Source organism: Bradyrhizobium neotropicale, assembly GCF_001641695.1.
In the GTDB taxonomy this organism is placed as follows: domain Bacteria; phylum Pseudomonadota; class Alphaproteobacteria; order Rhizobiales; family Xanthobacteraceae; genus Bradyrhizobium; species Bradyrhizobium neotropicale.
The window spans coordinates 1-20400 of record NZ_LSEF01000093.1; the positions used below are offsets into that span (position 1 = coordinate 1).

General features: G+C 64.0%; 19 protein-coding genes. 3 read left to right on the forward strand and 16 right to left on the reverse strand.

Translation table 11 applies throughout. The features are described 5' to 3' along the window. The 13 genes from AXW67_RS31970 to AXW67_RS32030 form a co-directional block, all read right to left on the reverse strand. Window positions 1–2333, reverse strand: a 2333-nt coding sequence (locus tag AXW67_RS31970; protein WP_063681128.1) for an autotransporter family protein, incomplete at its 3' end; no start/stop codon positions are given. After that, entirely contained in the window at window positions 2321–2677 is a 357-nt protein-coding gene (locus AXW67_RS31975; protein WP_063681129.1) for a hypothetical protein, read from the reverse strand. The genes AXW67_RS31970 and AXW67_RS31975, both read right to left, overlap by 13 nt. Before the next feature lie 227 nt (window positions 2678–2904). Further along, window positions 2905–3153 carry a DUF6894 family protein gene (locus tag AXW67_RS31980; RefSeq protein WP_063681130.1) on the reverse strand — a complete coding sequence of 83 codons (249 nt, stop codon included), beginning with the start codon at window positions 3151–3153 and terminating at the stop codon, window positions 2905–2907. Window positions 3154–3197: 44 nt separating this feature from the next. Then, a complete protein-coding gene (locus tag AXW67_RS31985; protein ID WP_347336769.1) occupies window positions 3198–3638 on the reverse strand; it encodes a DUF3455 domain-containing protein in 441 nt (146 codons plus the stop codon). Window positions 3639–3808: 170 nt separating this feature from the next. Then, on the reverse strand, window positions 3809–4783 hold the full coding sequence (locus AXW67_RS31990; RefSeq protein ID WP_063681131.1) for a helix-turn-helix transcriptional regulator: 975 nt from the start codon (window positions 4781–4783) through the stop codon (window positions 3809–3811). 181 nt (window positions 4784–4964) lie between these two features. Continuing rightward, window positions 4965–6128: a helix-turn-helix transcriptional regulator gene (locus AXW67_RS31995; protein ID WP_063681132.1), complete on the reverse strand. Its 1164-nt coding sequence runs from the start codon at window positions 6126–6128 to the stop codon at window positions 4965–4967. Between the two features lie 300 nt (window positions 6129–6428). Next, the gene (locus AXW67_RS32000; protein ID WP_027551637.1) at window positions 6429–6923 is read right to left on the reverse strand and encodes a hypothetical protein; all 495 of its coding nucleotides are present in this window, start codon (window positions 6921–6923) and stop codon (window positions 6429–6431) included. A 100-nt stretch (window positions 6924–7023) separates the two neighbouring features. Then, window positions 7024–7470, reverse strand: a complete 447-nt coding sequence (locus AXW67_RS32005; RefSeq protein WP_063681133.1) for a MaoC family dehydratase — start codon at window positions 7468–7470, stop codon at window positions 7024–7026. Window positions 7471–7950: 480 nt separating this feature from the next. Further along, the gene (locus AXW67_RS32010; RefSeq protein ID WP_027551639.1) at window positions 7951–8373 is read right to left on the reverse strand and encodes a hypothetical protein; all 423 of its coding nucleotides are present in this window, start codon (window positions 8371–8373) and stop codon (window positions 7951–7953) included. Window positions 8374–8385: 12 nt separating this feature from the next. Next, window positions 8386–8607, reverse strand: coding sequence for a hypothetical protein (locus tag AXW67_RS32015; RefSeq protein WP_027551640.1), 222 nt, complete (start codon window positions 8605–8607; stop codon window positions 8386–8388). Between the two features lie 116 nt (window positions 8608–8723). Further along, window positions 8724–9542 carry a lytic murein transglycosylase gene (locus tag AXW67_RS32020; protein ID WP_063681134.1) on the reverse strand — a complete coding sequence of 273 codons (819 nt, stop codon included), beginning with the start codon at window positions 9540–9542 and terminating at the stop codon, window positions 8724–8726. A 128-nt stretch (window positions 9543–9670) separates the two neighbouring features. Continuing rightward, on the reverse strand, window positions 9671–10480 hold the full coding sequence (locus tag AXW67_RS32025) for a shikimate dehydrogenase family protein (RefSeq protein ID WP_063681166.1): 810 nt from the start codon (window positions 10478–10480) through the stop codon (window positions 9671–9673). Window positions 10481–10485: 5 nt separating this feature from the next. Next, entirely contained in the window at window positions 10486–12342 is a 1857-nt protein-coding gene (locus AXW67_RS32030; protein ID WP_063681135.1) for a flavin-containing monooxygenase, read from the reverse strand. Window positions 12343–12518: 176 nt separating this feature from the next. On the opposite strand from AXW67_RS32030, the gene AXW67_RS32035 reads away from it, so the two are divergent. The 3 genes from AXW67_RS32035 (at window position 12519) to AXW67_RS32045 (ending at window position 16613) form a co-directional block, all read left to right on the forward strand. Continuing rightward, a complete protein-coding gene (locus tag AXW67_RS32035; RefSeq protein WP_063681167.1) occupies window positions 12519–14144 on the forward strand; it encodes a long-chain fatty acid--CoA ligase in 1626 nt (541 codons plus the stop codon). A 109-nt stretch (window positions 14145–14253) separates the two neighbouring features. Next, window positions 14254–15372, forward strand: a complete 1119-nt coding sequence (locus tag AXW67_RS32040; RefSeq protein ID WP_063681136.1) for a glycoside hydrolase family 172 protein — start codon at window positions 14254–14256, stop codon at window positions 15370–15372. 29 nt (window positions 15373–15401) lie between these two features. Then, window positions 15402–16613 (forward strand): acyl-CoA dehydrogenase family protein, encoded by a 1212-nt coding sequence (locus AXW67_RS32045; protein ID WP_063681137.1) that lies wholly within the window; start codon window positions 15402–15404, stop codon window positions 16611–16613. Between the two features lie 667 nt (window positions 16614–17280). On the opposite strand, the gene AXW67_RS32050 is transcribed toward AXW67_RS32045, so the two are convergent. The 3 genes from AXW67_RS32050 to AXW67_RS32060 are packed head-to-tail and all read right to left on the reverse strand — an operon-like array spanning window position 17281 to window position 20398. Then, window positions 17281–18147, reverse strand: a complete 867-nt coding sequence (locus tag AXW67_RS32050; RefSeq protein WP_063681138.1) for an efflux RND transporter periplasmic adaptor subunit — start codon at window positions 18145–18147, stop codon at window positions 17281–17283. After that, window positions 18144–18350: a DUF1656 domain-containing protein gene (locus tag AXW67_RS32055; RefSeq protein WP_063681139.1), complete on the reverse strand. Its 207-nt coding sequence runs from the start codon at window positions 18348–18350 to the stop codon at window positions 18144–18146. The genes AXW67_RS32050 and AXW67_RS32055 overlap by 4 nt, the downstream gene beginning before the upstream one ends. Next, a complete protein-coding gene (locus AXW67_RS32060; RefSeq protein WP_063681140.1) occupies window positions 18347–20398 on the reverse strand; it encodes an FUSC family protein in 2052 nt (683 codons plus the stop codon). The genes AXW67_RS32055 and AXW67_RS32060 overlap by 4 nt, the downstream gene beginning before the upstream one ends. Window positions 20399–20400 lie beyond the last annotated feature (2 nt).

A 20400-nucleotide genomic window follows, 5' to 3' on the forward strand; every position in this document is an offset into this window, starting at 1 on the left:
ACCGCTCCGAACACCGACACGTTCCGGCTGGTGCGGTAGTCGAAGCCGAAGCCGGCCACCGCACCGACGGCGCTGCGGCTGCCCGGCGTCACGAAGGCCAGGTTCTGCCCAATCAGCACCGCGTTGATGGTGGTGTCGCCGACGCGCTGGAGCGCGATCACGCCCCCATGGATGTTGGCCTTGAGCTCGCCGCCGCCAAGGCTCGTCACCCGCGAGAGATCGACCTCGCCGCGCTCTTCAAAGTCCTGCAGCGTGCGGCCGCCGACCGAGAGCCCCTGCGCCGAGCCGGTCTCGCTGTAGCCGTCGAACCGGCCCGCGACGTAGCGCAGCCGCGCGGTCGGCGTGAGCAGATAGCCGTTGCCGATTTCGAGCTTGTAGCCATAGGCGATCTCCGGGCTGACGTACCAGCCACTGTAGTTGGCGGTCGCGGTCTCCATGCCGCCCACCGCGGCGTTGTTGAGCACCAGGCGGCGCGACTTGTTGTCGGCGTTGCCGCCCTGGATCGTGAAGTCGAAGAACTGCGAGACCCATTCGAAGCGACCATAGGCCCCGGCAAACACGTAGTTGGTGTCGACCGATTGCGAGTTGAGATCGACCGAGAGGCCGCCCTGCCCGCCGCCGAGGAAGGCGCCGACCAGCCAGTTCGGCTGCACCTTGCGGTCGATGCCGATCGCCCCGGCCCAGGCCGTGGAAGTCGCGCGCAGGGTCGCGGCGGTCTCGTCCTGGATACGCTGGCCGCCAAAGCTGTTGGCCCAGACCGTGATCGGCGCCGGATCGGTCCAGAGGCTACGTGGTGCCTTGGTAAAGGGACCGGCTTGCGCCGTCTCCGGCGCATAGGCCATCGCCATCATGTTGCTGCCGGCTGCGCCAGTGCCGTTCAGGCGGCCCTGCACCAGCGAGGACACCCCGCCGGTGAAATCCATCAGCGTGCGATCGGTCTGCGCCAGCGCGGTGGGATCGAGTGTTGCGAGCGTGGTGCCGGAGACGACCGAGGGACCGTTGAAGCCGCCACCCGACGTGATGGTATTGATGGTGCCATTGAAGTTGATGAAGGTCGGCAACTCGACGGTCGTCAAGGACGAGACCCTGGTGGTCGGCGCCAGGTTGACGTTGACGACGTCATTGCCGAAGCCGAAATCGACCACGCCGTTGATCTTCGAGCCCGGCAAGAGCGTCAAAGTATCGGCATTGCTGGACAGCTTGATCGCGGTCCCGCCGGTGCCGGTGATCGTGCCGCCGTTGGTGATATTGGCTCCGCCCAACACCTGCAGACCGGTCGCACCGGAGATGAGTCCGCCGGACGCATTCTCGATCGCCGCCGCGCCGTTGGCGCGGATTCCTGTTCCACTGCCCGCGCCCCCTTTGATCGTACCGGCATTGACGACGGTCGCGTTTGTTTCGGCAAAAATCGCTGTAGAACTGGCGTTCGTGGATAAGATCGTGCCGCCGTTGTTGTTGACCGTGACCGAACCTGTCGGCGATCGGATCGCACTGGCGTCGCCCGAGATCGTGCCCGTGTTGGCCGTTACATTCACCGTTTCCGCAACGATCCCAAAGCTGTCGGCGCCCGTTGCAACGATCTGTCCAGCGTTTGAGACATTCGCGACCAGCGCGTTGATGGCGGAGGCGCTGGCGTCGAACACCGAGATCGTGCCGCCAGCGCTATTCGCGACGGTTACGCTATCGCCGATCACGGCCGCCGATCCGCCTGAGATCGTGCCTGAATTCGAGGACACGACAACGGTCCTCGCTTCAATGGCCCAGCTTCCGGTCGCCTCCCCGCTGATCGTGCCTGTGTTGGCGACCGTCGCCGAGTCCCTGCCGGAAATGGCGATGCCATTGTCGGCCCCCGCGTCGATCACGCCGCCACCGTTGTTGTTGATCGTAGCCGTAAAGGCGAAGATGCCGATCGCGTTACCTTCGATTCTGCCGGTGTTGCTCGCAACCGTCACATTGCTGGTGCGAATTGCGGAACTGCCATCGGCGCTTGCGGCGATCGTGCCGGAATTTTTGATGACAAGGTTGCCGCCGGCAAAGACGGCGGTGCCGTTGTTTCCGTCGGCAAGGATCGAGCCTGTCCCGTTGGTGATTGTGGCATCGCTCGACGCATAGACTCCGTAGCGCACCCCGAGGATCTGGCCGCTGTTGGCCGTCAGATTGACCGCACTGCCCTTGATCGCGAACCCGCCCGCAGCGGTCGCCAGGATATCCGACTCATTTTCCACGTTGATCGTACCGAGGCTGCTGACGGCGATGGCGTTGCTACCGAACACCCGAATGCCGATCACGCCAGCAGTTCCGGTGGGATTGTTCGTCAGGTTCAGGTCCCCCATGGCGGCAATTCCGGTCGCGCCGTTCGAGGCCCCGGTGCCCGCCACGATAAAGCCGCCGTTGGTGATCGTCCCTGATTGAGCGTGATGCCGGAGGTCGTGCCGAACACGGTCGCGCCGGACACCAGGTTGAAGGTGTTGCCGGTATCGGTTGCCGATCCATAACCGATCGTGCCGTTCGCATTGGTCGTTGTTCCGGTACAGGTCACGACCGCATCATTGACCGGCGACGGCGGCGTGCACGCGGCCCCCGCGGGTTCAACCATGATCCATGGCGCCAGCAGGAACGCGGACGCGGGAATCCGCAGCAGGCCGCGGTTGACGGTCGAAAGAAGCCTTCGTTTCATTTTCATTCCACGGTCGACGCCGTTGGCCCTTATGGGCGCACAGGCATGTTGCGACCGACCTCCTCCGATCGGAGGAGGCCGGCTGTTGCGACAACTGAATCGCTGAACGCCAAGGTAGAAGGAGGCTAGTCATCCGACTTGGACGGAAACGACCGCGTCTCGGCTTAGAACGAACCGAAGGCTGTTCACTCGGGACTGGTGCAGAGATGCGACACCGCGCACGCGGCTTAGGCCAGATCCCAGCCCTGCTTGTCCGCATGCTCCGCCCAGACCGCGGCGCGATAAACTTCGCGTCCGCCGGCATCCCTCACGCGGATGCAGGCATCGCGGTCGCGCAAATCGTCACGCCAGACGAACAGATGCCTGGCCATGTCGTCGGCTGCCGAAAAGGTCGCTTCGACCCGTTCGAACACCATGCCGCCCGGGTCGATCATCACGACATTGCCGACCAGAAGATCGAAAAAGAAACGACGCATTCCAAAACTCCAGCGGGCGCAGCAATCCGACGCCCGGTCATGACCTATTCCGCGCGCCAGAACACGTAGTCGGCCGAATACGGCACGCTGCGAAAGATGCCGGCCTGGTCGCAGGGACCTTTGACCATGCCGCCCTCCGTGTTGATGCGCTGCACGTGGGTGACGCCATAGAACAGGCCGTTGCCGGTCTGGGTGACGACGGTGAATTTCAGCCACGGCATATCGTCAGCGGTCCGACCCGCGACGCGGGCGACGACCTTCGCCTTCACGGAGCTGCCGTCCTTGTGCTCCCACACCAGCGTGCCGGCGTCGACCGATTCCCAATGCAGTGCCGCGTAATGGCGGCCGACCGAATTGTCGCCGTCCATGAGCGTCGCGGCCGGCTCGCGCGCCTGCCAAACAAGCTGGTTCGCGGCGTCGGGCTGGCATTCATAGATCTGCGCGCCCTCTGCATGGAGCGCGATGCCCGGTATCTCGCCGGGCACCCTGATCTCGTCTGGGATAGCGGCGATTGCCGCAGTTGCATAAAGGATAGAGAGAGCAAAACTCCCGCTCAACGGCCGTGCAACGGCCACGACTCCACGATCAAGGATCATTTCCAAATCCCTTCCTCTTGGTTGCAATCAACAGTTCACTGAAAGTCCGCGGGGGCCGATCACTCCGCCATGCCACTCCGGACATCGCTTGGCGTGGCGCCAAAGGCCCGCCGGAAACAGCGGTTGAAATAGGACAAGTCACCGAATCCGACGTCGTAGGCGATCGAGCTCACCGGACGTTCGGCAAATTCCGGCTTCCGCAGCATGCGATGGGCGCGCTTGAGGCGCTGCTCGATCAGAAAGGAAGAAAAAGTCTTGCCGTCCGCCTCGAACAAGCGCTGGAGATAGCGCGGCGTCACGCCGAGCTCCTGGGCGACGGTCGTAACCGACAGATCCGGCTGCCCGCAATTGTCGGCGATGAAGTGCTTCGTCCTCCGCAGCCGCGCGGCCTTGACGCCTTGCCGTCCTGCCAGCTCCCGAACCTCGCCCGTCGCGCCGAGGACAAGCGCCAGAAGATCATGCAGATGCGCGACGCCAAGCTGGCGCAACGCAGGCGTCGCAAGCGACTCCCCCCGCATAAGAGCTATGGCGTAGTCGACAAGCAGCCGAAGTCCGGTCGTGTCGGCCGCCATGACGCGCATCACCGCATCGTCGATGTCCACGATCTTTGTCGCCAGCGCACGCCGCGGCACGCGCAGCGAAAAGCAGCCCCCCGGTGCAAATCGCTCCAAAGTCGCTACATCCTCCGCACTCGTCAACACTGCGTCTCCGGGATGAAGCCGCAGATCATGTCCTCGCGCGGATATTCCGATGATGCCGGATCGATTCACGACCAGGGCCAGGCTGTCATTGCCATCAATGACCTGTTGCTTCGTACGGATGATCCGCGCTCCAAACAGCCCGCCGGTCATCAACTGGGCTTCCGGCAGCGCAAGGGCTGTGAAGTTCGCCGCGAACGGCTCCCCTTCATTGGCGTCGACTTCGGCCTTGGCCAGGCCCCGGCAATAGAATTCGCGCAGCAATGGGACGCGCTCGCTTTCGGGAACCTCGTTCGTTGAAACGTAGAAAATGGAAAAATCGTCCTTGCCGCTCACTCCAATCCCTCCAATCGACGAGCAGCCACGCGCTATTGAGTCCTGGCGGTTTTGTTTTTTGGCGCGCACTGCCCTTCAGGAGGCGCGATATACGAAAGTATCAGGCGAAAGGCGTCCTACGTTCGGAGGACCCGACCGCCCTGCTCATCACAATGGATTTAGGGCCCGGTGGCGAAATAACTCACACGGTGCCGGTGTTATTGTCCGCGCTTCGCGCGAAGGGCGCGGTAAATCCGGCGGCGATCTTCACGAGATCGGCCTGCCTACCGGCGCCCGTCTTTTCAAAGAGGCGACCGAGATGCGTCTTCACCGTGGTCTCGGCGATACCGAGCTTGGCCGCGATATCGGGGACGCCGCCGATCTCGACGATGGCCGTCAAAACACGCAGCTCGGATGGCGTCAGCCTGAAAGCCTCAGCGATCGCATCGACGGCGATCGTCGGCGTCAGGGACGCTCTTTGCACGAAGAGCACGGCGGCTGCGGAATCCGGCAGCTGCTCCGGCCGGCCGCGTTCGCGCTTCAACCGGAGGGCGTGGATCAGATAGTGGGAGCCATCGACCGATCTCACCGGCTCGATCTGACGACGGCCGGCCGAGCTCGCAACACCATCGACGGCCTCGAACAGGCCGCGGACGATCTTGTCCGCCTGGCTGGTACGGGCCACGATCCGGTCGCCGACCATCGCAAACAGATTGGCGTCAGCAAATAGCTGCCGGCATGCCGCGTTGGCGTGCATGAGCCTCCCCTCTGCGTCGAGCAGGCATATTGCCGTCGTCAGTCCGTCGAGGACATCGGCAAGATCGGTGACCGTGTGGGAGCGGGCTCTCATGTGCCGCCCCATGATGCGCGACCGCTGGATGTGCGGAGCCACGAGCCGCATCCGCTCGCGCATCGCATCGTCGACGAGACCGCGGGACTGATGACGCATTACCTGCAAGATCGTCGTGCGCGCGCCCGATCTCTCGAGCGTGATCGTCGCGAGGTCCACGGCACTCTGCGGCTCCACCCACTCCCGATGGAAGCTCGTCGCGAGGAAGTCGGCATGGGGCATCACATCCGCCACGCTGATCGCCTGTTCGCTGGCGAGGTCGAGATGAAAATCGAGCAGAGGATCGAGCTCCACATACCTGTCACGATAGAGCTGCCGGAAGTGAGCGTCCGTTCCAAAGTGCTGGTGGATCTCGATCGAGAGCCTGGCCGCATCCCTCGACAGAATGGTTGCGGCCGATCCGCCGACGAAATTTGCAATCCGCTCCAGCACTGCGGCGCGCAGCGAAGGATCGGCTGCTGCATCATAGATCCCGCCGACCAGCGACGAGAACCGATTGGCCTCCGGGATGGTCATTGGTCGACGGACGCAATCTGCGGGTTGCCCCGATGAAAAATGCGAACGCTCCCGCTTCGGAGCGAGCCGACGAAGACCGGCCGGGAAACTGTCGCCTTCAGCGCTGAGGGATCGATGCAGCCAAACGCTGGAATCTCGAACATCGTCCTTGGGTAACGTCAACCAAGGGAAGCGGCTTGGACGTTTTCGCCAAAGACTAGGAGAAATGCGAACTGCAAGCGGGCTGTGTGCCCAAGGTCCGCGCCCGCTCGCACGGGCCTGATGCCTGAACCCGCGGCCCCGGCCACCTGCCTCGTGTCTTTACTTCCTGTTCTCCTCGCAGAACTTCAGCGCGGCGAGCGCTTCGCCGGCGCGGGGAACCTGCATCTCGATACTGTCGTCGTCATCATCCTCGAAATCGAGCGCCAGGCGCTTGGCCTTCGACAGCCGGTCCATGATCGATTGATCGAATTCGAAGATGCCGCGCACGGTGGTCTTGTCCATGACCTCCCACTTCGCCTTCTTCATGATGTCGGCGTCATCCGTGCTGAAATCCGCTCGCAGTATCTCGCCGACCTTGTCCCATTCCCAGCCGTCGTAAATCATCACGATGACGATGGCCTTGTCGGAATAGGTGATCACGATCACGTAGTCGCGGTTCTCGTCCTCCTTGTCCTTGTAGCCGCGGCTCGCATTGCAATGCGTGTCCTGGGTGCGCTTCTCGATGGTCCAGTCACCCACCTTGCTTTGTTGCGCGAGCGCAGGCCCGCCCACGACACCGGCGAGCAGCCCGGCAGCAAGAAGGAATCCTTTCATGTGAGCCTCCAGCCTGTTCCCCGTGGCAAGCTGACCACCTCAGCGGGAGAGCCGCAAGGGCTTCCAGTGATGCGACACAACCAATGGCGGACGGTGGCGCCTATCCGCGCCGCGGCACGATCGCGATCGGGGTGAAGGTGTAAACCTCCTCTCCGTTCTGATTGAACATGGTCCATTTCACCAGCGCGATGCCCTGCGGCTTCGATTTCGATGGCGTCAGGCTCATGACCTCGCCTTCGAGGTGGAGGCGGTCATTGGGCCGCACGGGCACCGTCCAGCGCAGGCCGTCGACGCCGGCGCCGATCAATGGATGCGGGCCAAACGGACGGACCTGGATGGCGAGGTTCATGGCGATGGCCGCAGTGTGCCATCCTGACGCAGCGAGGCCCTTGAACAGCGTCGCCTTGGCGGCCTCGTGATCCAGGTGCATCGGCTGTGGATCGAACTCGGCGGCAAAGCGCTTGATGTCGGCTTCGGTGACCTGGATCTCCGGAGATTTGAAACGCATTCCGACGGTGAGATCGTCAAACCATTCAACTGGCACCATTATTTCGCCTCGCAATGGATAGGCCGCCGGAGGGAAGCTGCGCGGCCAAAAGGATGGACCAATTGTGGATTTAGCGGGCCCACGGCTCACAAGCCAGCCCAGGGTTCCCCACGAAACCCCTTTCCCAAGTCGACGAAACACCCCTGAAACAGATGGCCGGTTATGTAGTTGTCAAAAGCCTACAGGGACGGCCACGATGCAATTCTTCCTCGACCTGATCCGGGATTATTCCTGCTGCCAACATCTCGTCGCCCTGCCGCTACGGGAGGATGAGCTATGATCGAGCTGATTTCGGGGCTGCTTGCCCTTTGCAGCATCGGCGTGTTCGCGGCGCATGCGCTCGACGCCTATCGGACGTCGCACTACTGAGGCACGCCTGAAGCGCGATGAGATGAGGATGAATCGTCATCGCGCTTAAGGTTGTTGTTTGAGCATGATCTTCTACACTCTTGTCCGGATCACGCTCCAGCCGGTCACAAACTAGAACGGCCGCCGGTAGAAGTGCTCTGAATGCGTCGCCGGCGGAAATCGGTTGGCGAGGGCCAAAGCTCCCCGTTCGTTCGTCTCGAGGGCGATCTTCTGCGCCAGCATCACGTCGCCGGGCACCAAGAAGCCTGACGGGACGAAGCACCATCCCATCGTCGCAATTCCGGCTTCGTTGATCTCATGGACGTTCGCGGCCGTGCCGTAGTGAATGCGGTACCGCTTGCCGGTGTCGCACCCGACCACATCGAAATACCGGTGCTGCTCGAACTGTGCGAGCTGCGCCGGCGTCAGCCATTCGGACAGCAGCCGGCGTCCGCGGGCGTCCGGCGTGTTCTCTCCGAAGAAGCGCCGGTACAGCTCCCGCAGCGCATGCAGGCGCGCCCGCGCCGGCGCGCCGAGCCTGAACACCGCGATCATGAGCTGTTCGGATCAGCCGCCGACGAGGCGGGGATAGAACAGCGTTTCGTGCGCGGTCGGGTCGAATGACCGGATACGGGACACTTCACCGGGCGCCGTTCTCACGGCGGCAGTGAAGCCCAAGCCGGTCAGCTCGCGAAAGCGTCGTTCGGCCCGCGCCACCGCTTCCGCATTCTCGGGATCAAACTCGTGGCGCGTATCGCCGGTATGATCCATCACGATCTGGGTTGCCATGTTGAGCTCTCCTCGTGCCAGCCCCTGTCCCCGATCAAAGCAAAGCTTACACCGTCGGTTCCTTCTGCGACAGCAACTTTCTCACGCGCGACCCAGGCACTTCCTCGTGAAGCGCCTCAGCGGGCTGCCGACGCTCCGCCTCCCTCATCGATCTGCCGTCCCATCAACGCGATCGCCTTCTGATAGACGCCCGCGGCATTCCAGGCCTCGATGGCGGCGAAATTCGGTTCTCCCGGCTGGTAGCCGGCGCCTGCGCGCCAACCATGGGCCTTGAGGAAATTCGCGGTCGAGTTCAGAGCGTTGGCAGCGACGTCGAGATTGCCGGTGCCATAGGCCAGGATGTTCTTGGGCATGAACTGGGTCTGGCCGACCTCGCCGTGCATGGAGCCACGGGTCGCGCCCGACAGCGCGCCGCGGTCGATCAGCTTCAGCGCCGCATAGAGCTGGTCGGTGAAGAATTCGGGGCGGCGGCAATCATAGGCAAGCGTTGCGATCGACGACAGCATGTTCTGGTTGCCGCGCTGGCTGCCGAAACCGGTCTCCATGCCCCAGATCGCGATCAGCGGCCCCGGTGGCACGCCGTAGCGCTGCTGGATCGAGGCGAACAGTGCGGCCTGCGACTGCTTCAGCGATCGGCCCCGCGCCACAATGGTGGTGGCTCCGCGCTTGGCGAGAAACTGGTCGAGCGACAGCGAAAAGCTGCGCTGGCCGCGGTCCGCCGCAATGGTGGCGCTGGCGTAATGGGCCTGCATCAGCGCCGAGATGGCGGTCTGTCCGATGCCCTTGGCTCGGGCTTCCTCGCTGAACTCACGCTTCCAGGCGTCGAAGCCGGCCGGCGAGCTGCCGCATTGCGCGGCATCGGCCGCTTGCATCAAAGAGAGAAGCAGCGCGGTAGCGCCGATCATCGCCGTCGCAACTGTCCTGCCCTTGGTCATTCCGCCTTCCTCTCTCTAGCTATGCGCGACCGGCTCGCGCGGGCGCATGATCCTACGTCAATAGCCCCTGCTCAAGCCCCGGCGAACGTAATCAGCGCCGGTCAGGCCCTTGACACCCCGCCAATCTCCTAATTTCCGTCACCGTCGTGGCCGAGCAGGAAATCCACCATAATGCCCTGGTGCTGCCGGTACATGTCGGCGCCGGTCGCGGTGATGCAGCCGATCTTGCGGGCCGCCGCAATGAACGGCGAGACCTCAGGCTTGGTGATTACGCAACCGCAATAGGCTGTTGGCACGAGCCGCGTGACATCGACCGGCAGCGGGTCGCCCTCTTTCATCCCTGCCGGCGTCGCATTGGCGACAAAGTCGAAGCTGGCGGGATCCATGCTCCCGAGCCGGGCGGGCGCCCTGCCAAGCCGGTTGAGCTGGTCGATCAGCGCGTCGCGGCGCTCGGCCGCGCTGTCGTGAACGGCGATCTCGCTGACACCCGCCTCGACCAGTGCCAGCGCGATGGCCGATCCGGCGCCACCGGCGCCGACCAGCAGCGCGCGCATGCCCCTGGGATCGATCCCCTTCGCCCGCGCGGCGCCGACGAAGCCGAGGCCATCCACCATGTCGCCATGCCAGGCGCCATCGGCGCGCCGGCGCATCAGGTTCACCGTGCGCAGGAAATGTGCACGCTCCGTCGCGCTGGCGCAGGCCTGGTAACAGGCGAATTTGTGCGGAATGGTCACGACGATGCCGTCGAGGTTCTTCAACCGCACCGCAACCGAGAGGAAATCTGGCAGATCGTGGGGCGCGACCTGAACGGGCGCGAGGATGCCATCATGGCCACGCGCGGCGAAGGCGGCCGTCACGCCCGCGGGCGAGCGCACCTGCGCAATGGGATCGCCGACGATGACGTAGAGCCGTGTCGCGCCGCTGAGTGTTGGGGTCATGCCGATCAAGCCAGGGCCGGAGAGCTGCCGGCCGCTGCCGCCTCATGGGTCAACTCCAATCCGTCCAGCCGGCCCTCCTTCCGCCACCGTTCCAGCAGCCGCAGGAACGCCACCGGCCCGCGCCAATATTGGCTGTTTCTCGCCGCGATCGGATCGAACACGCCTTCATTGTTGTAATAGCCGGGCGTGCATTCGGCGAGATAGGTCTGGCGCCCGACCGCTGCCTTGACAACTTCGTCGACCCAGGCGTTTTCCGCCTCGAGTGTCGGCTCCAGCGTGCGGGCTTTGCGCTTGCGCGCCTCTGCGATCACATAGGCAATGTGCTGCGACTGCTCGTCGATGATGTGCGGGAAGTTGGCGCTCTGGCCGGCCTGCACCGTGACGATCAGGAAGCAGTTGGGAAAGCCGCGGCTGTAGAAGCCGTGCAGCGTCTTGACGCCGTCGCGCCAGCGATCGCTCAGGCTCATGCCGCCGCGGCCATGGACCTCAAAACCCATGCGGCGGGCGTAGTCGGTGCCGACCTCGAAGCCGCTGGCATAGATCAGGCAGTCGAGCTCATGGGCCTTGCCGTCGACGATGACGGCATTTTCGGTGATGCGTTCGACGCCCCTGCCTTTGGTGTCCACGAGATGCACGTTGGGACGGTTGAACGTGTCGAGATATTCGTCGTGAAAGCACGGCCGCTTGCAGAACGCCTTGTACCAGGGCTTTAGCGCCGCCGCCGTCGCCTCGTCCTTCACCACCCGATCGACGCGGACGCGGATCTCCTCCATCTTGCGGTAGTCGGCCTGTTCGATCACCTTCAGCGCCTCCTCCATCGAGGTCACCGGCTGCGGCTGGCGGCGCGGCGCTAGCAGAATCTCGCCGAGCAGGCCGGTCCAGCCGTCCTGCACCAGATCCTGTTCGAACGGCTCGCCGGAGATCACCGCCGTGAAATTGTCCATGCGCTCGCGCTGCCAGCCCGGCGTCAGGCTCTTCGCCCAGACCTCGTCCGTCGGCCGATCGTCGCGCACGCCGATTGCTGACGGCGTGCGCTGGAAGACGTAGAGCTCCTTCGCGGAACGGCCGAGATGCGGCACGCACTGCACCGCGGTGGCGCCCGTTCCGATGATGCCGACGCGCTTGTCGGCAAGGTTGGAGAGACCGCCCTCGGCGTTGCCGCCGGTGTAGGCATAATCCCAGCGGCTGGTGTGGAAGCTGTGGCCCTTGAAGGTCTCGATGCCGGGAATCCCCGGCAGCTTCGGCCGGCTCAGCGGGCCGCCGGCGAGAATGACGAAGCGCGCGCGGATGCGATCGCCGCGATCGGTCTCGACCAGCCAGCGTGCGTCGTCTTCCCGCCATTCCATCCGCGAGATGATGGTCTGAAACAGCGCGCGCTCGTAGAGGCCGAAGTGGCGGCCGATGCGGCGCGAATGTTCGTAGATCTCGGGCGCGCGCGCATATTTGCGCACGGGCATGTAGCCGGTCTCTTCCAAGAGCGGCAGATAGATGTAGCTCTCGGTATCACAGGCCGCACCCGGATAGCGATTCCAGTACCAGGTGCCGCCGAAGTCGGCGGCCTTTTCCACGATCCGGAAATCATCAATGCCGGCTTCGCGCAGGCGCGCACCGCACAAGAGACCGCCGAAGCCACCGCCGACGATGACCACTTCGGTCTCTTCGCTGACGGCCTCGCGCTTAAATTCCGCATCGGCCCAGGGATCGTCGAGATAGCGGGCAAAGCCGCCGGTCACCTCGACATATTGCGCCTTGCCTTCAGCGCGCAGGCGAAGGTCGCGCTCGTCCCGATAGCGCGCACGCAAGGTTGCGATGTCGATCGTAGATGTGCCGGCTGCGCCGGTCTTGTGTTTTTCCGCTGACATCCCTGTCCTCCACGGGCGAACGCTGCTTCGCCGGCAGCTCGCATCAATTAGCCCTGAAAAAGTGACGCACGCAATCACATCGCTCGTTTTTTGCGTGAAGGCGGCGCGACGTTCCGCTAGCTTGCACGGAAATCTACAAGCGCGCCGCGTAACGACGTGGCGATCTGGAGGAGATGATGCAGGGATTGATGATGGACATGCCGCTCCTGATCAGCGGCTTGATCCAGTATGCGGCCGACTATCACGGCGAAGCGGAGATCGTCGCGCGCGAGATCGAGGGCGACATCCATCGCTACACCTATGCGGACGCCCATCCGCGCATCAAGCGCATGGCGTTGGCCTTGAAGCGGCTTGGCATGAATCCCGGCGACCGCGTCGGCACGCTCGCCTGGAATACCCACCGTCATTTCGAGATGTTCTACGCCGCGCCCGGCATGGGCTACGTGCTGCATACCGTCAATCCGCGACTGTTTCCCGAGCAGCTCATCTACATCATCAACCATGCCGAAGACCGGCTGCTGTTCATCGACCGCGCCACGCTGCCGATCGTCGAGGCGATCGCGCCGCAGCTCAACACGATCGAAGCCTATGTCGTGATGACCTCGCGCGAGCGCATGCCGGAAACAAAGCTTGCGAACGTGCATTGCTACGAGGAAGTGCTGGAGAAGGAGAACGACGCCGGCTTCGCCTGGCCGCTGTTCGACGAAAAATCCGCCTCCACCATCTGCTACACCTCGGGTACGACGGGCAATCCCAAGGGCGTGATCTATTCGCACCGCGCCGCGATCCTGCAGACCATGACCTGCTGCAATTTCGACTTCCTGCCGGGACATATCGAAGGCGTGCGCGAGGTAATGATGCCGATGGCGCCCCTCTTCCACGGCAATGGCTGGAACATGCCGTTCACCGCGCCCTACACCGGCTCGAAGCTGGTGCTGCCCGGCCGCAACTACGAGCCAGACAAGCTCTATGAACTGCTCGAGGGCGAGAAGGTGACGCTGTCGGCGGGCGTGCCGAGCTTCTGGCTGATCCTGCTCGACTGGCTGGGGCGCACCGGCAACAGGTTCACGAACTTGCGTGCAACGCTGTCGTCGGGCTCGGCGCCGCCGCGCGCGATGGTCGAGAAGCTCAAGCGCGAGTACGATGTCGATTACATCCAGGCCTGGGGCATGACCGAGGCCCTGGGCTGCTCGATGCCTGGCTTGCGGCCGGGCTCGGAGCATCTCAGCGACAAAGAGAAGTTCGACCGGCGCATGGTGTCGGGCCGCGCCTGCTTCGGCACGAGCTTGCGCATCGTCGATGACGGCGGCAACGAGCTGCCGCGCGACGGCAAGACGGTCGGGCATTTGCGTGCTCGTGGGCCGTGGGTCGCCTCAGGCTACATGAAGCTCGACGAAGGCCTCGACCGCGACGGCTGGCTGGTCACCGGCGACATGGCCGTGATCGATGCCCAGGGCCACGTCACGCTGACCGACCGCTCCAAGGACGTGATCAAGTCCGGCGGCGAATGGATCTCCTCGATCCAGCTCGAGGACATCGCGCTCTCTCATCCCGAGGTGCTGCAAGCCGCCGTGGTCGCGATCGCTCACGAGAAGTGGCAGGAGCGCCCCCTGCTCCTCGTCGTTCGCAAGCAAGGCTCGACGCTCGACGACAAGACGCTGCTCGACCATATGCGCCCGAGGGTCGCGAGCTGGTGGATGCCGGACGCCGTCGAATTCATGGACCAGTTTCCGATGACCGGCACCGGCAAGGTGCTGAAGTCGGCGTTGCGCGAGCAGTACAGGGAGTACCGCGTCGGATAGGCCGCCGCACGATCGCGTCGCGGGCCGTCTCTGTCCGCGATCGTCTTCACCTTTTGGTAGATTCGCCGGCGATATATCGGGGCATCGCTAACGCTGGATCGAGGATACCGTGGCGTTTTCCGGATTGGGCATGCATCTCGGCAATCTGTCGCGGCTGTCGAATGCGCTGACGCGCTCGATTAGCCCCGAGAATTTTACAGGCGAGAGGGGCAAGGGCGGCATGTCCGTCGACGGCCCCGCGGCGCGCCAGGCGCGCGACCTCGGTCAGGGGTGGAAGGTCTCGCCCTATGTCGTCATCGAACCGGGCACGACTTTCACGCTTGCGGACATCTCGGGCCAGGGCGCGATCCAGCAGGTCTGGATGACGCTGGCGCGTGGGCGCCTGCGCCATTCGATCCTGCGGATCTACTGGGACGACCAGGAGCAGCCGAGCGTCGAATGCCCGGCTGGCGACTTCTTCGCCTGCGGATGGGAAGAGTTCGCGCAGGTGTCCTCGCTCGCGGTCTGCGTCAATCCCGGGCGCGCCTTCAACTGCTATTGGGAAATGCCGTTCCGCAAGCGCGCGCGCTTCACGCTGGAGAACCGCAGCGAGGAGCCGCTCACCGTCTACTACCAGATCAACTACACGCTGACCGACGTGCCCGAAGACTGCGCCTATTTCCACGCGCAGTTCCGCCGCACCAATCCGCTGCGGTACAGGGAGGTCTACACCATCCTCGACGGCGTGGCGGGGGCAGGCCACTATGTCGGCACCTACATGGCCTGGGGCGTTCACAACAACGGCTGGTGGGGCGAAGGCGAGATCAAGTTCTTCATCGATGACGACGGCGAATTTCCGACGATCTGCGGCACCGGCACGGAGGACTACTTTTGCGGGGCCTATAATTTCGATCCCTATGTCGCCCATTCCGGCCAAGGCCCCGCGCAGCAATCGCGCTACCAGGAATTCACCACGCCCTATGCCGGCCTGCCGCAGGTGATCCGCCCCGACGGCGTCTACAAGTCGCAGCAGCGCTTCGGCATGTACCGCTGGCACATCCCGGATCCGATCCGCTTCCGCTCCGACCTGCGCGTGACCATCCAGGCGCTGGGCTGGCTGCCCGGCACCAAGGAGCCCAAATATCTTCCATTGCAGGACGACATCGCCTCGGTCGCGTTCTGGTACCAGACGCTGCCGACGGTGCCGTTCCCAAAGCTGCCTGATCCGGACTATCTCGAAATCGGCTAAACCGCCGCTCATCGTCAAGGAGACGAAAGATGCTCTACCCGATGTCGCCAAAGGTCGTCGAGCTCAAGCGCAAGCTCGAGAGCTTCATGGACCGGCACATCTATCCGAACGAGGAGCGGTTCTATCGCGAGGCAGAGGAACTCGGGCCCTGGAAGGTCTATCCCGTCGTCGAGGAGCTCAAGCCGCTCGCACGCGCCGAGGGCCTCTGGAACCTGTTCCTGCCAGACTCCCATCATGGCGCTGGACTCACCAATCTCGAATATGCCCCGCTCTGCGAGGTGATGGGCCGCTCGCATCTCGCGCCCGAGGTGTTCAACTGCTCGGCGCCGGATACCGGCAACATGGAGGTGCTGGAGCGCTACGGCACGGAGAAGGACAAGGAGCGCTGGCTGAAGCCGCTCCTCGCTGGTGAAATCCGCTCCTGCTTCGCCATGACCGAGCCAGCGGTCGCCTCGTCGGACGCGACCAACATCGAGAGCTCGATCGTGCGCGACGGCGACCACTACGTCATCAACGGCCGCAAATGGTACACGACCAATGCGACCGACCCGCGCTGCAAGATCTGCATCTTCATGGGCAAGACCGATCCGGACAATCCGGACCGCCACAAGCAGCAGTCCATGATCCTGGCACCGATGGATACGCCGGGCATCGAGGTGAAACGTCCCCTGCCCGTGTTCGGCTTCTACGGCGTGCCCGACCGAGCCTCGGAGGTCGTCTTCACCAATGTGCGCGTGCCGAAGGAGAACATGCTGCTCGGCGAAGGCCGCGGCTTTGAGATCGCGCAGGGCCGCCTCGGCCCGGGCCGCATCCACCACTGCATGCGGCTGATCGGCCTTGCCGAACGCACGCTGGAGAAGATGTGCCGCCGCGTGCGCAGCCGCGTCGCCTTCGGCAAGCCGGTCTCCGAACAGACCGTGACTCAGGAGCGGATCGCCGAGGCCCGCATCATGATCGAGCAGGCGCGGCTGCTGACGCTGAACGCCGCCTACGCGATGGACACGGTCGGCAACAAGGTGGCGAAGGCCGAGATCGCGATGATCAAGGTCGCCGTGCCCAACATGGCCTGCCAGATCATCGACTGGGCGATCCAGGCCCATGGCGGCGGCGGCACGTCGAACGATTTTGGCCTGACGCAGGCCTACGCTACGGCCCGCCTGCTCCGCCTCGCGGACGGGCCGGACGAGGTCCACCGAAACCAGATCGCGCGGCTGGAGCTGAAGAAATATTCGAATGCCTGAACCGGCGTTGGCTCGTCGGCAAACACCGAAGCCAACGCATCGGCCTGGGGGCTAATCGAAGCTTGGCGGCTCGTCGAACGTTGCTGACACACTCTGCTTCGACATTGCGTCGAGCATCGCTCCAAAGATGATGAACGGCAGATAAAACATAAGCATGATCGCATTCCTCCTGCTGTGACAACCTCGGCCTGCAGAGCCGAGTTCCTGAAATTGACACGCGCGAGCCCTGGAACATTCTCGTCACTTATCCGACTACCGACGAGAACGGACCACGGCGAGTATCAGGAACGCATTGCGTCGATCGCATGAGCGATCAAAACCATTGCGCTCGCGGCAATGAGAAACACAAACACCCAACTCACGTCCGCCTCCAACGCCGGGAGTGAACGCGCTCATCCATGCACAGTCAAAAACCATCGGTCTGGAACCGCAATTCAGCGGCTCGCTGATGCTTCGCGGCAACAAGTGCATCCGCTGTCGGCCCTATCGGCAGAATGCCAAAAGGAGCAACGCGCCAACCACGCAGGCCGCGAGGAATAAAAGCAAAACGCTCAATAGAGCTCCCCCGACTCACACACGTGCGTCAGGATTAGCCTTGCCATTTGGCATTGAAACGTTTGTTGCCAGTTTTTCCCCAACCCAAACGCGCTGCCGTGCAATCGTTGCGTTAGTCCAATACCTCCACCGTCGCCGAGCGGCCGGCGACGAGCGACATGTTGTCGGGGACATTGTCCAGCGCGATGCGCACGGGAACGCGCTGGGCGAGGCGCACCCAGCTGAACGTCGGGTTGACGTTCGCGAGCAGGCTCGCGCCCTCGGCGCGGTCGCGGTCCTCGATGCCGGCCGCGATGCTCTCGACGTGACCGGTGAGCGTGACCTTCTCGCCCATTAGGCGTACCTGCACCTTGTCGCCGACGCGGATGCGCGCGAGCTTTGTCTCTTCGAAATAGCCCTCGACATGCAGCGTGTCGGTGTCGACCAGCGCCATCACGCCCTTGCCGGCCGTGACGTAAGCGCCGGGGCGCAAATCCATGTTGGTGATCACGCCGTTGACGGAGGCGCGGACCTCGCTGCGGTCGAGATTGAGCTGGGCCACCGCGCGATCGGCGACGGCCTGATCAAAGGCCGCCTTGGCCTGGAGCTGAGTGGCCAGAACCTGCTCCTGCTTCTGCTGTGACACCGCATCGGTCGTCAGCGCGCTGTAGCGCTTCAGGTCTGAGTTGGCCTGATCGAGGGTCGCCTCGTGACCTGCGACAGCGGCGTCGGCCTGCCGCAGCGCCAGCGCGAAACGTTCGCGATCGATCCGGAACAGGACGTCGCCGCGATGGACCTTCTGGTTGTCCTTGACCAGCACCTCCGTGACGAAGCCGGACACGTCGGGCGCGACCTGGACCACGTCGGCGCGAACGCGGCCATCACGCGTCCACGGCGAGTCCATGTAGTAGACCCAAAGCTCGCCGCCGACGAAAAGCGCCGCGACGACGACAATAATGGTCAGCGCAAGGCGGCCGAGCCAGCCAAGATTCGCTTTCATGGCAAAAACTCCGAGAGATAGACGACGCCGCCCAAGAGACAGACGAACAGCGCGAAATCGAACAGCGCGCGGTGCCAGACCAGCCGGTAGAGGTCGAAGCGCTGCATCAGCCGGCGAAGCAAGGCGCTCAGCACATAGGCGACGATGATCCACAGGAGCAGCGCCGGCACGAGCACACCGTAGATGTCGATCTGATATCTCATGCTGCAACACTCTCCCCTGAGCGCGGCCGATAGGCCGGCGCATCCGGAAACAGGCCGCGCCGGATGCCGACGAGGCCGATCAGGGCGTCTTCGCGCGGCTTGTCATTGGGGTCCTTGACGGCCCGGGCCAGCGCCCGATCGACGCTCGTCAGCAGCTCCGACGGCATGCCGCCACCCGAATAGCTGCGGCAGGCCGTGGCGAGCTGGTCGAGCATGTCGTCGATGACGTGAATGGTCGATGCCGCAAGCCCATAGCGGGCGCGACGGAGGTCGATGATGTTGATCCCGATGCGGAGCTGGGCCAGGCTGTCGGCATCGCGGCGATCGCTCTCGGAAAGGAAGGCGATGCGCTGCACCAGCAGCCCGAGCCGGTGCAACATCAGGCCCGCAAACTCCGCGCGGTCGCGCTTGCCGCGACGTTCGGCGGCAACCGCAAGCGTCTTCCAGCTCGACAGCACCAGGCGATTGGCGATCCACTCCGCGCCCACGCCGCGCGCGATCCGGGTCACGAGTTCGGCGATGACGACGCCGACGAAGAAAGCGACCGCGGAATTGGCGTAAGACGCAAAATCCGCGCTGTAGGTCGACTGCAGCGCGAGCAGTGTCGCCGTATTGGCCGCGAGCGCCATGCCAGTTCCAGCCGTCGCCGGTCGTGCAATCAAGAGGCCGTAGAGCAGGAAGGTCGGCGCCAGCGCGATGACCAGGACCTCGATGTGGGAGATCGCGGGCACCAGCGCGAACAGGTAGACCGCGACGACCACGATCGCGACCAGCGACCACAGGCCAAAGCTGCGGATGAAGCGTGCGGGTTCGTCCTGCGCGGCGAAGAACGAACAGGCCACCGCCGCCATCATCGGCGCCGACGCCCCGTCCGGCCAACCGGTCCCGATCCAGAACGCGCAGCAGATCAGGATGGCGATGGCCGCGCCGGCCGCGGACCAAAGAGCAAGGCCGCGATCCCGGTGGCGCACGGGTGCTGCGCCGGCCTCGGAATGAAAGGCCAGATCGAGCGTCGATATGTTGCGGCTATCGGCAATCGCCTCGCTCAGCGTACGGCAGTCGCGCGAGAGATCGACGAGCTCCCGCAGCCGCGACAACAGGCTGGTGGTGATGATCCGCTCCCAGGATGCGCTGTCATCGAGGACAGCCTGCCGCTCGGCGATCTGCGCGCTGATCCGGTCAGCCGGCTGCCGTGCGCCGACGTCGCTGGTGATCCATTGCGCGAGGTCCCCAAGAAGCTGCTTCAGCTCGGGATGCCGACGCAAGGCTTCCTCGCCGAGCGCGGCCAGCCGGTCCTCCAGCGAGGCGATCACCGGCAGCAGCATCAGCATGCGCAGCCGGATCTCGCCGAGACCCCGCACGGCGTTGCTGTCGGTCAGCCGGTCATAGGCGAGATGGGTGGAAAGCGTATCGATCTCGACGATGTCGGTCGCAAGCTTGACGCGCTTGGCGCGACGCGTTTCGCTGGTGCCTTCCCGCAGCAGCACGACCTGGCTGAGGCGACGCGCATCCAACAGCCAGCTATCGACGCGACCCGCCACCGCAGGCGCGACGCTGCGGGGGAATATGACGGTAGAGACGAGGCTCGCGCAGATGATGCCGAGCGAGATTTCCTCGAGCCTCGCCACCGCCGTGTCGAAGATGTTGCCGGGCTCGGACACGGAGGGAAAGCCGATCAGCGCGACGGTATATCCGGCCAGCATGAAGACGTAGCTGCGCGGCGTGCCGTCGAGCAGCGACAGATAAAGGCAGAGCCCGACCCAGAGCGCGATCGCGAGGCACAGCAGTTCCGGCGCGTTGATGAGGTTGGGCACCAGCGCCACCGTCATCGTCGCTCCGATCAGCGTGCCCATCACGCGAAAAAAGGCTTTCGAGCTGGTCGCGCCCGCCAGCGGCTGCGAGGTGATGTAGACGGTCGCCATCGCCCAATACGGCCGCGGCAGGTCCATCGCCAGCGCGATGACGAGCGCGAGCATCGACGCGCAAAACGTCTTCAAAGCGAAAATGAGGTCCGCGTTGCGGACCAGGAACGGCTCTTCCGCGCGCATGG